Raw genomic sequence first — 14,456 nt, 5'->3', positions numbered from 1 at the left:
TCTCACATACTGAACAGTCACTCGTGACCGGACACCATGTGCTGGAGGGGGTCCACGGTCACGGAGTGGTGAAACCACCGGAATCGGCAGGTGGTCGCGGATCTCTCCGATTATCGGACGCTTCCGTCCGGGGCGGTGTCCTTGGGTACCGATGTCCGGATATCGGACTCCGGGCAGGCGATGTGCAGGTTCCGGGACAGGTCGGCGGCGTAAAGGTCGCCCAGTATCTCGCTGAGCGTCTGGATTGCGCGGGCATTACGCAGCGTTACATCGAGATAAGGCAGCCCCGCGTCGGGTGGCGCGGCCGCACAGTCCACCACGGTGTACTCCACGTCCAGCGGAGCGCTCTGACCAGGCATCACGCTGTACGGCAGGCCGCGCCGCGCCGCGACGGTCAGCCCCGGGTACCCCTGGCGGAGTTCCAGCAGGTCGACCGGCTGCGTGCCGCTCACCGAGAAGCTCACCCGGAGCGCGAAGTCGTGCCCGCCCGGCACCGCGTCCCGGGCGGGCCCGGAGTAGTTGAAGGCGGTCACCTGCGAAGGGTACGGCGGCGGAGGGTCGCCGGTCGAGGACGGGGCGGGCCCGGAGCGGAGGGTGATGACCGCGGTCACCGTCAGCACGAGGGCTGCGGCCACGTACAGTTGACGGTGCCTCAGCCGTGGGCGGGGCGGCGCGGGCGCGGCCGGTGGTGCCGTCCCCGAACCGGCCTCGATCGGGCCCAGGCTGTCGCCCGGCCCCTCGCTCCGCCGTCCACCCCCGGACATGCCGCCGCCCCCTTGTCTGGACCAGGGCCTGCCCAGTGGCGGGTGCGGTCAAACAAGAGGGCGGGCAGGGCTCGGGGCGTCGGTCAGAGGTCGCGCAGCATGCAGGTCAGCCGGCAGCTGGTGATCCGCTTGCCGGTGTCGTCGGTGATGGCGATCTCGAAGGTGGCGGCGGTCCGGCCCTTGAAGACCGCGGTGGCCACCCCGGTCACCAATCCGGAGGTGGCGGAGCGGTGGTGGGTCGCGTTCAGGTCCACGCCCACCGCGTACCGGCCGGGGCCGGCGTGCAGCATCGCGCCGATCGAGCCCAGCGTCTCCGCCAGCGCGGCCGAGGCCCCGCCGTGCAGCAGCCCGTACGGCTGCTGGTTCCCCTCCACCGGCATGGTGCCGACCACCCGGTCCGCACTGGCCTCCACCACCTTGATGCCGAGCCGGTCGCCGAGGTGGCCGCCGGAGAAGGTGGTGGGGTCGACGCCCAGCTTGGCGAAGTGATCGAGGACGTCCTGCGGGACGTTCAGGATCGGGGCCGCGTCGGTCATGGTGCTCCTGCCGGTCGAGGGTCTCTGCTCGTGCTCCCGTGATCGTACGACCGTCGCTCGCGGCGGCAAGAGGTTGTCGGCGGCGGGCCATAGGATCGGTTCTCGGCAGAGCAAATCGGCAGGAACGGACGTTGACGTGGCTACGCAGAGTGCAGACAAGAGCGCGCCGGGTGGCACCGGTTCGGGCGGCCGGCCCCGGCTGATGCTGCTCGACGGGCATTCGATGGCCTACCGGGCCTGGTTCGCGCTGCCCGCGGAGAACTTCTCCACCGTCACCGGCCAGACCACCAACGCGATCTACGGCTTCGCCTCGATGCTCGCCAACACCGTGCGGGACGAGCAACCCACCCACCTCGCGGTCGCGTTCGACCTCTCCCGGAAGACCTTCCGCTCCGAGGAGTTCCCGGACTACAAGGCCAACCGGGCCAAGACACCGGACGAGTTCAAGAGCCAGATCGGTCTGATCCACGAGCTGCTCGACGCGATGCACATCGCCCGGATGTCGGTCGAGGGCTTCGAGGCCGACGACATCATCGCCACGCTGGCCACCGCCGCCGCGGCCGAGGGCTTCGAGGTGCTGATCGTCACCGGCGACCGGGACGCGCTCCAGCTGGTCACCGAGCACGTCACGGTGCTCTACCCGACCAAGGGCGTCTCCGAGCTCACCCGCTACACCCCGGAGAAGGTGGCCGAGAAGTACGGTGTGACGCCCAGTCAGTACCCCGACCTGGCGGCGCTGCGCGGTGACCCGTCGGACAACCTCCCCGGCATCCCCGGGGTCGGCGAGAAGACCGCCGCCAAGTGGGTCAACCAGTTCGGTTCCTTCGACGAGCTGGTCTCCCGGGCCGACGAGGTCAAGGGCAAGATCGGCGAGAAGCTGCGCGAGCACCTCGACTCGGTCAAGCGCAACCGGGTGCTCACCGAGCTGGTCCGCACCGTCGAACTCCCGCTGGGCGTGCCCGAGTTGGCTCGCATCCCGTTCGATCGCGAGGCGGTCGGCCAGCTGCTGGAGTCGCTGGAGTTCCGCAATCCCAACTTCCGCGAGCGGGTCTACGGCGTCGACCCGGCCGGCGCCGAGCTGGCCGAGGAGGTCGCCGCCGCCCCCGGCATCGCGGTCGAGGGCACCCTGCTCACCGAGCCCGGCGCGCTGGCCGGCTGGCTGGCCGACCGGCCGACCGGCCTGATCGCGGTCGCCGCCGTCCACCAGTGGTCGCTGGGCACCGGCGAGGTCGGCGAGATCGCGCTGGCCGCCGGCGAGACGGCCGCCTGGTTCGACCCGACCCAGCTCGCCGAGCAGGACGAGCGCGCCTTCGCCGACTGGCTCGCCGACGCCGACCGGCCCAAGGCGCTGCACATCGCCAAGCAGGTCATCCGGGCCTTCGCCGAGCGCAGTTGGACGATCCGCGGCATCGTCGCCGACACCGCGCTGGCCGCCTACCTGGACAAGCCCGGCCGCCGCACCTTCACCCTGGACGTGCTGGCCGAGGAGTACCTGTCCCGCTCGCTCGCCCCCGCCGAGGTGGCCGAGAGCGGCCAGCTCTCCTTCGACGCCCCCGAGCACGACCCGACGGCCGGCGCCCAGGCCCTGATGGCACAGGCCCGGGCCGTCCTCGACCTGGCCGCCTTCTTCGAGACCCGGCTCGCCCAGGTCGGCGCGACCGAGCTGCTGCACGGGATGGAGCTGCCGATCGCCGAGCTGCTGGCCCGGATGGAGCGCACCGGCATCGCCGCCGACGGCGAGTGGCTCACCACCATCGAGTCGCAGTTCGCCGCCGAGATCCAGCGGGTGGTCGGGGAGGCGCACGCCGCCGCCGGGCACGAGTTCAACCTCGGCTCGCCCAAGCAGCTCCAGGAGATCCTGTTCGGCGAGCTGGCCCTGCCCAAGACCAAGAAGATCAAGACCGGCTACACCACGGACGCCGACGCGCTGACCTGGCTGGCCGGCCAGACCACCAACGAGCTGCCGGTCATCCTGCTCCGCCACCGCGACCAGGCCAAGCTGCGCACCACGGTCGAGGGCCTGCTCAAGACCGTCTCGCCGAAGGGCCGGATCCACACCACCTTCAACCAGATGGTGGCCGCCACCGGCAGGCTGTCCTCCCAGGACCCGAACCTGCAGAACATCCCGGTCCGCACCGAGGAGGGCCGGCAGATCCGCCGCGCCTTCGTGGTCGGCGAGGGCTACGAGGCGCTGCTCACCGCCGACTACTCGCAGATCGAACTCCGGATCATGGCCCACCTCTCCGAGGACGCGGCCCTGATCGAAGCCTTCGAGTCCGGCGAGGACCTGCACACCACGGTCGCCTCCCAGGTCTTCGAGGTCGAGCCGGAGGCGGTCGACGCGGAGATGCGGCGCAAGATCAAGGCGATGTCGTACGGGCTGGCCTACGGTCTGTCCGCGTACGGGCTCTCGCAGCAGCTCGGCATCAAGCCCGGCGAGGCACAGGGCCTGATGGACACCTACTTCGAGCGCTTCGGCGGGGTCCGCGACTACCTGCACCGGGTGGTCGAGGAGGCCCGCGCGGTCGGTTACACCGAGACCCTGCTCGGGCGCCGGCGCTACCTGCCGGACCTCACCAGCGACAACCGCCAGCGGCGGGAGATGGCGGAGCGGATGGCGCTCAACGCGCCGATCCAGGGCTCCGCCGCGGACATCGTCAAGATCGCGATGCTGAACGTCGACAAGGCGCTGGTGGCGGCGGGGCTCAGGACCCGGATGCTGCTCCAGGTGCACGACGAAATCGTGCTCGAACTCGCGCCGGGGGAGCGGGAGCGGGTTGAGGCGCTGGTGCGGCAGCAGATGGCCGACGCCTACCCGCTGCGCGCCCCGCTCGACGTCTCGGTCGGCATCGGCCTCAACTGGGAGGAAGCCGCCCACTAGCCTGCGGCCGGCAGGGGCTCGGGGCTCAGCTTTTGGCAGGCGCTTGGGAAGAGTCACGGGCTCGGGGAACTGCTGATGTGCGGCTCCGCCGCGTGGGCGACGCCGACTTTTAGGCAGGTGCTTCGGGAGAGTCAGAGCCCCGAGCCCCTGGGTAGTCGACGGCTGAGCGCCTGCCTGGAGCGCAGCCCCGAGCCCCTGGACCGTGGACGGCTGAGCGCCTGCCGAAAGTGCAGCCAAGAGCCCCTGGCTGCCTAGCGGCGCGGGTTGGCCCGGCGTGTCGCTTCGGCGGTGGTGGGGTCCTCGGGCCAGGGGTGGCGGGGATAGCGGCCGCGGAGGTCGGCCCGGACGGCCTTGTAGCCCTCGCGCCAGAAGGTCGCCAGGTCGCCGGTGACGGCGGCCGGGCGGCCGGCGGGGGAGAGCAGATGGACCGTCAGCGGTACCCGGCCGCCCGCCAGGGCCGGTGCGGCCTGCCAGCCGAACAGCTCCTGCAGCTTCACCGCGAGCACCGGCCGGTCCCCGGAGTAGTCGACCCGGATCTTCGAGCCGGTCGGCACGGCGATCCGCTCCGGCGCCAGCTCCGCCAGCCGGCCGGCCTCGCCGGTCGCCCACGGCAGCAGCCGCTGCAACGCCCCGACCAGGTCGATCCGTTCGAGGTCGGCCCGGCGCCCGGCCCGGGACAGCTCCGGCTCCAGCCAGTCGCCGCCGGCCAGGGCGTCGTCGCCGACGTCCGGCCAGTTCCCGCCCAGCTCCCGGTGCAGGAAGGCGAGTCGGGCCCGCAGCGAGACCGCGTCCGGCGTCCAGCGGAGCAGGGTGCCGACGCCCTCCCGGGCCAGCCCGTCCAGCAGGGCGGCCCGGACCAGTGCGCGGTCGGGCTTGGCCAGCGGCACCGCCGCCAGTTCGATCGCGCCCAGCGAGGAGACCCGACGGGCCGTCAGTTCGCTCTGCCGGACCGACCACTCGACCTCCTCGCGCTCCGTCAGCAGGGCCGCCCCGGCCTGCCGGGCGGTGGCCTCGTCCAGCGCGACCGCCAGCCGGACCCGTGCCGACGGCGAACCGGCGGGGCGGTCCGCGACGGCCACCGCGATCCACTCCGTCCCGGCCTGCCGGGAGCCGCTGCCCAGCTCGGCGGCGGTCCCGGAGGCCATCAGGTAAGGGCCGTCCGTGCTGCGCGCCCGGGCCACCCGCTCCGGGTAGGCCAGGGCGACCACCAGACCGGCCGCCCGGGCGTCCGGCAGGCCGGTGTCGGGCTCGTCGACCTGTCGCCGCAGTCGGCGGGTCTCGTCCTTCCAACGGCGCGCGTACGGGTCGTCCGAGGACGATCTGACCCGGCGCCAGACCTCCGCGAGGTCGTCGCCGAAGGCCCGGGGCGGTTCCTCGGAGAGCAGGGCGACCACCTCGGCCGCCCGGCGCGCGCCGACCAGCCGTGCGCCGTCCAGCAGGGCGCGCGCCAGCCGGGGGTGCAGCCCGCTCCGGACGATCCGCCGGCCGCGCGGGGTGGCCCGGCCGTCCTGGTCCACCGCGCCGAGGCCGGCCAGCACCCGTCGGGCGGCGGCCATCGCCCCGCCCGGCGGCCGGTCAGGCAGCGCGAGCCCGGTGGCGTCCGGGTCGCCCCAGCAGGCGGCCTGGAGTGCGAAGGAGGTCAGCTCGGCCTGGGCGATCTCCGGGGTGGGGAACGGGGCGGCGAGGGCGTCCTCCGCCTCGGCCCAGCACCGGTAGACCACCCCGGGCGCCTCCCGCCCGGCCCGGCCGGCCCGCTGCCGCCCGGCGGCCAGCGAGGCCCGTACGGTGACCAGCCCGGCCAGTCCGCGGGCGTGGTCGGTGCGCGGCTCGCGGGCCAGCCCGGAGTCCACCACCACCCGGACGCCCGGCACGGTCAGCGAGGACTCGGCGACCGAGGTGGCCAGGATCACCCGCCGCCCGGTGCCGGGCGAGAGAGCGGCGTCCTGCACCGCCTGCGGGGCCTGCCCGTGCAGCTGCAGCACCTCCACCGAGGTGCCCAACTGCCCGGCCACCCGGGCGATCTCGCCGACCCCGGGCAGGAAGCAGAGCACGTCCCCGGCCCGCTCTGCCAAGGCGCGCCGCACCGTCCCGGCCACGTGCTCAAGCAGCAGCGGGTCGGTCCTGGTGCCCTGCGGCGGCTTCACCCCGCGCGGCGGCGGGGCCCAGACCACCTCGACCGGGTGGGCGGTCCCGTGCGCCTCCACCACCGGGGCGCCGCCCAGCAGTTCGGCCCAGGCGGCGGTGTCCGAGGTGGCCGAGGCGCAGACGATCCCCAGGTCGGGGCGCAGGGTGGCCCGGACGTCCAGCAGGAAGGCCAGCGCGGTGTCGGCGTCCAGGTGGCGTTCGTGGCACTCGTCCAGCACCACCACGTCCACCCCGGTCAACTCCTGGTCCCGCTGCAGACGTTGCAGCAGGACGCCGGTGGTGACCACCTCGACCACGGTGTCCGGGCCGGCCCGCCGTTCGCCCCGCACCGTCAGTCCGACCTGCTCGCCGACCGCCGTGCCGAGCAGCCAGGCCATCCGCCGCGCGGCGGCCCGCACCGCGAGCCGCCGGGGCTCGGCCACCAGCACCCGCCGGGCCGGGCCCGGCAGGGCGTCCACCAGCCCGGCCAGGGCGAGCGGCACCAGGGTGGTCTTGCCCGTCCCGGGCGGCGCCGCGAGCACGGCGACGCCCGAGTCCGCCAGTGCCCGCTGGAGGGCGGGGACAGCGGTGCGGACCGGCAGTTCGAGCCCGACGGAGCGCATCGGTCAGCCCCGTTCGGCCACGAAGATCGCGGTCCCGGGGAACAGCTCGCCGCGCAGCGGGCTCCAGCCGCCCCAGGTCTGTTCCAGCTCCTCCGGCCACTCCGGCTCGACCAGGTCCAGCAGCCGGAAGCCGGCCCCGACCAGCTCGCGCACCCGGTCCCCGAGGGTCCGGTGGTGCTCGACGTAGGTGGCCCGCCCCTCGGCGTCCTGCTCGACGTACGGGGTGCGGTCGAAGTACGAGGAGCTCGCGGTCAGCCCCTCCTCGCCCGGCTCGTCCGGGAAGGCCCAGCGGATCGGGTGGGTGACCGAGAAGACCCAGCGGCCCCCGGGTCGCAGCACCCGGTGCACCTCGCGCATCAGTTCGGCGGTGTCCGCGCTGAACGGCACCGCCCCGTACGCCGAGCAGGCCAGGTCGAAGGAGCCGTCCGCGAACGGCAGCACCGAGCCGTCGGCCTGCACCACCGCGATCGGCTCGGCGCCCCGGCCGAGGTCGATCCGGCGGGAGTGCTGGAGCTGGCGGTAGGAGATGTCCAGCGCGACCGGGCGGGCGCCCTGGGCGGCCAGCCAGCGCGAGCACTGGGCGGCGCCGGAGCCGATCTCCAGCACCCGGGCGCCCTTCAGCGCGTCGGCGGGCCCGAGGAGCCTGACCTCGGCCTCGTCCACGCCCTCGGGGCACCAGGTGAAGCGGTCGTCGCCGAGGAACGCGCCGTGCTCGTCCTGGTACTCGTCGGCGTTCCGGTCCCACCAGAGGCGGCTGGCCCGGCTGGACTCGCCGGCCTCGGCGTCCCGGCGGAGCGCGTCGTCCTCGTCCTCCTCGGGCAGGTCGGCGGGAGCAAGATCGTCCGGGTCGAAGGCGGGGGTGGTGGCCAAGGTCATAGAGCCCGTCGCGTAGGGTATGGACTGCGGAAGCGCTGCTGTCGCGAATCCGGAGCCGCAAGGTACCGGGTCGTGACCGTGGCATCCGGGGAGAGGCCCCTGCGGCTGCCGTCGTGAGATGCGCAATCGGAGGATATGGCCTGATCCATCCCGGCCTCCACCGTCTCGCCCTGTTCGGCGTTGACCGTGCCGGGCTGGCCCCGTATGCTACAAGTTGCGCTGCGGGCCTGCGCGCCTCGGACGGAGCAGGTCGCGCTCGCATCTGTCGAAGACCCCACGGTCGCAAGACGGACACCTTCGGTTGGACGAATGGTGGGCCGTGTTCTTGGCTGTCCGGCTTTCGGTGGGAGCGATACGGGCCCTCCGCGTGGCATTACCTACGACTTCTTGTCCGTACCGGAGCCCTTTTCCTAATGACGAGCCCCACCGACACCTCTGTCAGCACCACCCCGCAGGTCGCGATCAACGACATCGGCGACGCGGAAGCGTTCCTCGCGGCGATCGACGAGACCATCAAGTACTTCAACGATGGCGACATCGTCGAGGGCATCATCGTGAAGGTCGACCGTGACGAGGTTCTCCTCGACATCGGTTACAAGACCGAGGGTGTCATCCCCTCCCGTGAGCTCTCGATCAAGCACGACGTCGACCCGCACGAGGTCGTCAAGGTCGGCGACGAGATCGAGGCCCTGGTTCTCCAGAAGGAGGACAAGGAGGGTCGTCTGATCCTGTCCAAGAAGCGGGCTCAGTACGAGCGCGCCTGGGGCACGATCGAGAAGATCAAGGAAGAGGACGGGATCGTCACCGGTACCGTCATCGAGGTCGTCAAGGGTGGTCTCATCCTCGACATCGGCCTCCGTGGCTTCCTGCCGGCCTCGCTCGTCGAGATGCGCCGCGTCCGCGACCTCCAGCCCTACGTGGGCAAGGAGCTCGAGGCCAAGATCATCGAGCTGGACAAGAACCGCAACAACGTGGTCCTGTCCCGCCGTGCCTGGCTGGAGCAGACCCAGAGCGAGGTCCGCCAGACCTTCCTCACCACCCTGCAGAAGGGCCAGGTGCGCTCCGGCGTCGTCTCCTCGATCGTCAACTTCGGTGCCTTCGTGGACCTGGGTGGCGTCGACGGCCTCGTGCACGTCTCCGAGCTGTCCTGGAAGCACATCGACCACCCGTCCGAGGTTGTCGAGGTCGGCCAGGAGGTCACCGTCGAGGTTCTCGACGTTGACATGGACCGCGAGCGCGTCTCCCTGTCGCTGAAGGCGACCCAGGAGGACCCGTGGCAGCAGTTCGCCCGGACGCACCAGATCGGTCAGGTCGTCCCCGGTAAGGTCACCAAGCTCGTTCCGTTCGGTGCGTTCGTGCGCGTCGACGAGGGCATCGAGGGCCTGGTCCACATCTCCGAGCTGGCCGAGCGCCACGTGGAGATCCCGGAGCAGGTCGTCCAGGTCGGCGACGAGATCTTCGTCAAGGTCATCGACATCGACCTCGAGCGCCGCCGCATCAGCCTCTCGCTGAAGCAGGCCAACGAGTCGCTCGGTGCCGACCCGGCCACGGTCGAGTTCGACCCGACCCTGTACGGCATGGCTGCCTCGTACGACGACGCGGGTAACTACATCTACCCCGAGGGCTTCGACCCCGAGACCAACGACTGGCTCGAGGGCTTCGAGAAGCAGCGTGAGGCGTGGGAGGCCCAGTACGCCGAGGCGCAGACCCGCTTCGAGCAGCACCAGGCCCAGGTCATCAAGAGCCGTGAGGCCGACGCCGAGGCCGCTGCCGAGAGTGGCGAGGCCGTTGTCGCCGCCGCCGGTGGCTCCTACTCGTCCAGCAGCGACGAGGGCTCCGGCGCTCTCGCTTCGGACGAGGCGCTCGCCGCGCTGCGCGAGAAGCTGGCCGGTGGCCAGAGCTGATCTCATCCCTCTTCACTGAGGGTTGGTCACTGACGAACCCCCCGTCCCGGTTCCCGGGACGGGGGGTTCGTTCGTGTGAGATGGAACTCCGGTTACGGGTATAGGGCATTGGTGGGTTTACGCCTAGCTTTGAGGGGAACTGCCCGAAAGGCTACGCACTTATGCGCACCATCCTCACTGCGGCACCGCCCACTTCCCAGCCCGTCGGACCTCAGGTCGGCGGGCGGCTCGCGGCTCTCGGCCGGTTCTGCCACCGCCACCGGCGCTGGGTGCTCGGCCTGTGGGTCGTGGTGCTGCTGCTGGGGGTGCTGATCGGCGGGCGGGTGTTCGACAGCAGTGTGTCGACCACGGCGGCGGGCGGCTCGGAGTCGGCCGCCGGTACGGCCGCGGTGGCCGCCGCCGACCCGGCCCGGGGCACCGTGACCGCGGTGGTGGACGGCGCCCGGGTGGACGATCCGGCGGTCCGGGCCGCTGTGACGGCCGCCACCGCCGACATCGGCGGACTGCCCGGGGTGACCTCGGTCTCCGACCCGTACGGCACCGACGGTGCGCTCACCTCGACCGACGGCAGGGCCGGACTGGTCTCGGTGCGGATGGCCGACGGCAGCACCGACGCCCAACTGAAGGCCGTGACGGCCGAACTGGCCGCGATCGACGCCCCCGGCAGCCACGTCACGGTGGGCGGCGACCTGGTGACCCAGCAGGAGGTCAAGGACCAGACCGAGCGGGACACCCGGTTCGGCGAGATCGTCACGCTGCCGCTGACCCTGCTGGTGATGGTGCTGGTCTTCGGCGGCTTCGCGGCCGCCAGCCTGCCGGTGATCGGGGCGGTCGCCTCGGTCGGCGGGGCGCTGCTGGCGATGTTCGGCTTCAGCCGGCTGATGGACATCGACACCAGCGTGCTGCCGATCGCCACCGTGCTCGGCCTTGGACTCTCGATCGACTACGCGCTGCTGATGGTCAACCGGTTCCGCGAGGAGCGCGGCCACGGCTCCGCGATCGCGGCCGCCGTCGAGCGGACCGCCGCCACGGCAGGCCGGACGGTCGCCTTCTCCGGACTGACCGTCACCGTCGCGCTGTCCGGTCTCTTCGTCTTCACCAGCCCGGTCTTCCGGGCTGTCGCGGTGGCCGGTGTGAGCGTGGTGGTGATCGCGGTCGCGGCGGCGCTCACCCTGATCCCCGCGCTGCTCGGCTTCGTCGGACACCGGGTCAGAACGCCCGGCGGACCGGTCTCGGACGACGGGTTCTTCGCCCGGACGGCCCGCCGGGTGCAGCGTCGCGCGGTGCCGGTGGTGCTGATCTGCGTCGCGCTGCTGATGGCGGCGGGCGCTCCCTTCCTCGGCTCGGACTGGCGCAGCTCCGGCGCCGGGGTGCTGCCCGCCTCCTCGGCGGGGCGCCAGGTGGCCGAGGCAATCGACCAGCGCTTCCCCCGACTCGCCCCCGCCCCGGTCACCGTGGTGGTCGAGGACGGCCGGGCCGCCACGCAGCAGTACGCCGACCAGGTGGTCGCCAAGCTGCCCGGCGTCACCGGCATCCGGGCGGTCACGCCCGTCTCGCCGGGGCTCACCACGGTCGAGGTGCTGGTGACGGGCGACCCGCAGGGCGCCGGGGCCAAGGCCGTGGTCGGGGAACTCCGCGACCACCGGGGCGGGCTGACCACGCACGTGACGGGCGACGCCGCCTCGGTGGTCGACTTCCAGCACGAGATCGCCACCCGGGGCCCGTGGGCGCTGGGGCTGGTCGCGATCGGCACGCTGGTGCTGCTGTTCCTGATGACCGGTTCGGTGGTGATGCCGCTCAAGGCGCTGCTGATGAACGTGCTCTCGCTGGGCGCCTCGCTGGGCGCGCTCACCCTGGTGTTCCAGCACGGGTACTTCAGCGGTCTGTTGGGCTTCACCCCGACCGGCGGTCTGGAGACCTTCATACCCGTGCTGGTCTTCGCGTTCGCGTTCGGGCTCTCGATGGACTACGAGGTCTTCCTGCTGGCCCGGATCAAGGAGCTCCGGGACGAGGGGTACAGCTGTGCCCGCGCGGTGGAGCTCGGACTGCAGCGGAGCGGACGGATCATCACCTCGGCCGGGCTGCTGATGGTGATCGTCTTCGCCGGTTTCGCGGCCGGGCAGATGCTGATGGTCAAGGAGATGGGCGTCGCCCTGGCGGTGGCCGTCGCGGTGGACGCGACCCTGGTGCGCTGTCTGCTGGTGCCGGCCACCATGACGCTGTTCGGCGAGTTCAACTGGTGGGCGCCCGCCCCGCTGCGGCGGTTGCACCGGCGGATCGGGCTGACCGAGCATGTCGCGCTGCCGCCGGTCCCGACCGCGGTGCTGCCGGTGCAGCGGGACGCTGCGGAACCGGAACCGGAACCGGCCGAGCGGGAGCCGGTCGCGGTCAGCGGCTGAGGCAGCTGTTGCCGAAGTCGCCGCTGAGCGCGGACAGCCCGCCGAGCGCGTCGCAGGCGGCGGCCGGGCCGGCGCCGGCCAGCAGCAGACCGCCGGCGGCGGTGATCAGCAGGACGGCGAGCCTGGTCTTGGTGAGCTTCATGACGGGCATCCCTTCGGGGCGGTACGGAGCGACCTGCTCAACGCGCCCGGAGCCCGGAGGGCATGGCCGGGTCATCCGTACGGCCGATCAGCCGAGCCTGCCGAGCAGCGCGATGCCGTCCCGCAGCCGGTGCTGTTCGGCCGGGGTGAGCCGGTCCGCGATGGCCGCCGCCAGGTCGCCCTCGCGGCGGCTGCGCTGGGCGTGCAGGGCGGCGGTGCCCTCGGTGGTGGCGGCGTGCAGCACCTTGCGGCCGTCGGTGGCGTGCCGCTGCGGTTCGACCAGACCGGCCTCGGTGAGCAGCGCGACGGTGCGGGCCATCGACTGGTGGCGGACCCGCTGACGCTCCGCCAGCTCGGCGGTGGTGTGTGGGCCTTCGCGGACCAACCAGCCGAGGACGGCGGCCTGGTTCTGCGGCAGCTCGTCGCCGACCCGCAGCCGGCGGACCAGGGTGCCGATGGTGACGCGCAGCTCGGCGGCGAGTTCCAAGGGGTCGAGATTCTCCATGGGGCGAGTCTATCCGGGTTCTCTACAGCAGAACTGTACAGTTCTGCTGTAGTGTTTTGAGCATGCGACTCACCAAGTTCGGACACGCCTGCGTACGCGTCGAGACCGACCGGGCCACCGTGGTCATCGACCCCGGAGCGTTCACCGAGGAGGAGGCCCTGCGGGGCGCCGACGCGGTGCTGATCACCCATGAGCACTTCGACCACTTCGTGGAGGACCGGCTGCGCGCGGCGGCCGAGGCCGATCCCGGGCTGCGGATCTGGGCCAACGTGGCGGTGGCCGGGCAGCTGGCCGGCCTCGGCGGCCGGGTCCGGGCGGTGGGGGAGGGTGACGCCTTCGAGGTCAACGGCCTCGACGTCAGCGTGCACGGCGAGTGGCACGCCGTCATCCACCCGGACATCCCGCTGGTGCGGAACGTCGGCTTCCTGCTGGACGGCCGACTGTTCCACCCGGGCGACGCGCTGACCGTGCCGCCGCAGCCGGTGGAGACGCTGCTGCTGCCGCTGGGCGGCCCCTGGACGAAGGTCGGCGAGCTGATCGACTATGTCCGCGAGGTCGCGCCCCGGCGGGCGCTGGCCGTGCACGAGGCGGTGCTCAGCGAGCTCGGGCAGGCCGGGCACGGGCGGATGATCGGTGCGGGCGCCGGGCTGGTGGTCGAGCGGCCCGCGCCCGGCGAGCGGCTCGATCTCGACGGGGCGGTAGCCTGACGTCATGCTGAGGATCGGACTGACGGGCGGGATCGGCGCGGGCAAGAGCGAGGTGTCCAGGCAACTGGCCGCGCTGGGCGCGCTGATCGTGGACTCCGACCTGATCGCCCGTGAGGTGGTCGCGCCGGGGACGGACGGACTGCGCGCGGTGGTGGCCGAGTTCGGCCCCACGGTGCTGCGGGCGGACGGTTCGCTGGACCGGCCCGCGCTCGGTGCGCTGGTGTTCGCCGACCCCGAGCGGCTGGCGGCGCTGAACGCGATCGTGCACCCGCTGGTCCGGGCCCGCTCCGCCGAGCTGGAGGCCGCGGCCGGGGAGCGGGACGTGGTGGTGCACGACGTCCCGCTGCTGGCCGAGAACGGGCTGGCGCCGCTGTACGACCAGGTGGTCGTGGTGGACGCCGGCGACGAGGCCCGGATCGACCGGCTGGTCCGGTTGCGCGGCATGACCGAGGCCGAGGCCCGGGCCCGGATGGCCGCCCAGGCCGACCGGGAGACCCGGCTGGCGATCGCCGACCTGGTGATCGACAACAGTGGAACGCTGGCCGAACTTGTGCCCCGGGTGCAGGAGTTGTGGGACGCCCTGCGAAAGGGCTGACTATCCGCCGAGCACGCCCCGGACCGCGCCGGTCAGTTCGGCCACCGCGACGGCCAGCGGGGCGATCGGGGCGGCGATCGCGGTCAGCCGGTCCAGCCCTCGGCGGAGCACCCCGGGTTCGGGGCTCTGCTCGGCCAACTCCTCGCGCAGGCGCCGCACTTCGACCCCCGGGGTGTCGCCGTCCGGGAGTGCGGCCCGGTGCTCGGCGAGCAACCGCTCGACGGTGGCGAGGAGTTCGACCGCCAGTGCCCGGTGGTCGACGGCCAGGTTCTGGAAGCCGACCGGGCCGCCGACCGCGCGGGCGTGCTGCCCGACCGCCTGGTTGCCGACCTGGCTGTGGCCGCCGAACTGCTGCACGCCGTGGTTGGTGACCGGTTCGTTCGACATCGCCTGCTCCTCCG

12 protein-coding genes are annotated in these 14,456 nt (G+C 72.5%); 5 read left to right on the top strand and 7 right to left on the bottom strand.

Annotated features, from left to right (window positions below; all coding sequences use genetic code 11):
* Window positions 1-110: 110 nt before the first annotated feature.
* Window positions 111-533, bottom strand: coding sequence for a hypothetical protein (locus OHV05_RS07130; RefSeq protein ID WP_405016891.1), 423 nt, complete (start codon window positions 531-533; stop codon window positions 111-113).
* Between the two features lie 314 nt (window positions 534-847).
* Window positions 848-1,300, bottom strand: a complete 453-nt coding sequence (locus tag OHV05_RS07125; protein WP_403041894.1) for a PaaI family thioesterase — start codon at window positions 1,298-1,300, stop codon at window positions 848-850.
* Window positions 1,301-1,502: 202 nt separating this feature from the next.
* Between OHV05_RS07125 and polA the strand changes: the two genes are divergently transcribed.
* Window positions 1,503-4,181, top strand: coding sequence for a DNA polymerase I (gene polA / locus OHV05_RS07120; RefSeq protein WP_405021404.1), 2,679 nt, complete (start codon window positions 1,503-1,505; stop codon window positions 4,179-4,181).
* A gap of 251 nt (window positions 4,182-4,432) precedes the next feature.
* Here the strand turns inward: polA and hrpB are convergent, their stop codons facing one another.
* A complete protein-coding gene (gene hrpB, locus OHV05_RS07115) occupies window positions 4,433-6,928 on the bottom strand; it encodes an ATP-dependent helicase HrpB (protein ID WP_405016890.1) in 2,496 nt (831 codons plus the stop codon).
* A 3-nt stretch (window positions 6,929-6,931) separates the two neighbouring features.
* Window positions 6,932-7,804, bottom strand: a complete 873-nt coding sequence (locus tag OHV05_RS07110; protein WP_405016889.1) for a class I SAM-dependent methyltransferase — start codon at window positions 7,802-7,804, stop codon at window positions 6,932-6,934.
* 413 nt (window positions 7,805-8,217) lie between these two features.
* On the opposite strand from OHV05_RS07110, the gene rpsA reads away from it, so the two are divergent.
* Window positions 8,218-9,708 carry a 30S ribosomal protein S1 gene (gene rpsA / locus OHV05_RS07105; protein ID WP_403046291.1) on the top strand — a complete coding sequence of 497 codons (1,491 nt, stop codon included), beginning with the start codon at window positions 8,218-8,220 and terminating at the stop codon, window positions 9,706-9,708.
* Window positions 9,709-9,869: 161 nt separating this feature from the next.
* Window positions 9,870-12,107 carry an MMPL family transporter gene (locus OHV05_RS07100; protein ID WP_405016888.1) on the top strand — a complete coding sequence of 746 codons (2,238 nt, stop codon included), beginning with the start codon at window positions 9,870-9,872 and terminating at the stop codon, window positions 12,105-12,107.
* On the opposite strand, the gene OHV05_RS07095 is transcribed toward OHV05_RS07100, so the two are convergent.
* Both OHV05_RS07095 and OHV05_RS07090 read right to left on the bottom strand, forming a co-directional pair.
* The gene (locus OHV05_RS07095) at window positions 12,097-12,249 is read right to left on the bottom strand and encodes a hypothetical protein (RefSeq protein WP_184921018.1); all 153 of its coding nucleotides are present in this window, start codon (window positions 12,247-12,249) and stop codon (window positions 12,097-12,099) included. The genes OHV05_RS07100 and OHV05_RS07095 overlap by 11 nt on opposite strands.
* 87 nt (window positions 12,250-12,336) lie before the next feature.
* Window positions 12,337-12,753, bottom strand: a complete 417-nt coding sequence (locus tag OHV05_RS07090; RefSeq protein WP_405016887.1) for a MarR family winged helix-turn-helix transcriptional regulator — start codon at window positions 12,751-12,753, stop codon at window positions 12,337-12,339.
* A gap of 62 nt (window positions 12,754-12,815) precedes the next feature.
* Between OHV05_RS07090 and OHV05_RS07085 the strand changes: the two genes are divergently transcribed.
* Window positions 12,816-13,460 (top strand): MBL fold metallo-hydrolase, encoded by a 645-nt coding sequence (locus OHV05_RS07085; RefSeq protein ID WP_405016886.1) that lies wholly within the window; start codon window positions 12,816-12,818, stop codon window positions 13,458-13,460.
* Window positions 13,461-13,464: 4 nt separating this feature from the next.
* Window positions 13,465-14,055 (top strand): dephospho-CoA kinase, encoded by a 591-nt coding sequence (coaE, locus tag OHV05_RS07080; protein WP_405016885.1) that lies wholly within the window; start codon window positions 13,465-13,467, stop codon window positions 14,053-14,055.
* On the opposite strand, the gene OHV05_RS07075 is transcribed toward coaE, so the two are convergent.
* The gene (locus OHV05_RS07075; protein ID WP_405016884.1) at window positions 14,056-14,442 is read right to left on the bottom strand and encodes a DUF5955 family protein; all 387 of its coding nucleotides are present in this window, start codon (window positions 14,440-14,442) and stop codon (window positions 14,056-14,058) included.
* Between the last annotated feature and the right edge of the window lie 14 nt (window positions 14,443-14,456).

Origin of the sequence: Kitasatospora sp. NBC_00070 (assembly GCF_045041205.1) — a bacterium.
In the GTDB taxonomy this organism is placed as follows: Bacteria; Actinomycetota; Actinomycetes; order Streptomycetales; family Streptomycetaceae; genus Kitasatospora.
The sequence above is the reverse complement of the archived record's forward strand: the minus strand, read 5'-3'. Positions and strand labels throughout refer to the sequence as shown.

What these genes read in the sequence shown, in the direction of transcription:
- hrpB (WP_405016890.1), bottom strand. Translation starts at nt 6,928, where the DNA reads ATGCGCTCCGTCGGGCTCGAACTGCCGGTCCGCACCGCTGTCCCCGCC.
- OHV05_RS07110 (WP_405016889.1), bottom strand. Translation starts at nt 7,804, where the DNA reads ATGACCTTGGCCACCACCCCCGCCTTCGACCCGGACGATCTTGCTCCC.
- coaE (WP_405016885.1), top strand. Translation starts at nt 13,465, where the DNA reads ATGCTGAGGATCGGACTGACGGGCGGGATCGGCGCGGGCAAGAGCGAG.
- OHV05_RS07100 (WP_405016888.1), top strand. Translation starts at nt 9,870, where the DNA reads ATGCGCACCATCCTCACTGCGGCACCGCCCACTTCCCAGCCCGTCGGA.
- OHV05_RS07125 (WP_403041894.1), bottom strand. Translation starts at nt 1,300, where the DNA reads ATGACCGACGCGGCCCCGATCCTGAACGTCCCGCAGGACGTCCTCGAT.
- OHV05_RS07090 (WP_405016887.1), bottom strand. Translation starts at nt 12,753, where the DNA reads ATGGAGAATCTCGACCCCTTGGAACTCGCCGCCGAGCTGCGCGTCACC.
- polA (WP_405021404.1), top strand. Translation starts at nt 1,503, where the DNA reads ATGCTGCTCGACGGGCATTCGATGGCCTACCGGGCCTGGTTCGCGCTG.
- OHV05_RS07095 (WP_184921018.1), bottom strand. Translation starts at nt 12,249, where the DNA reads ATGAAGCTCACCAAGACCAGGCTCGCCGTCCTGCTGATCACCGCCGCC.
- OHV05_RS07075 (WP_405016884.1), bottom strand. Translation starts at nt 14,442, where the DNA reads ATGTCGAACGAACCGGTCACCAACCACGGCGTGCAGCAGTTCGGCGGC.
- OHV05_RS07085 (WP_405016886.1), top strand. Translation starts at nt 12,816, where the DNA reads ATGCGACTCACCAAGTTCGGACACGCCTGCGTACGCGTCGAGACCGAC.
- rpsA (WP_403046291.1), top strand. Translation starts at nt 8,218, where the DNA reads ATGACGAGCCCCACCGACACCTCTGTCAGCACCACCCCGCAGGTCGCG.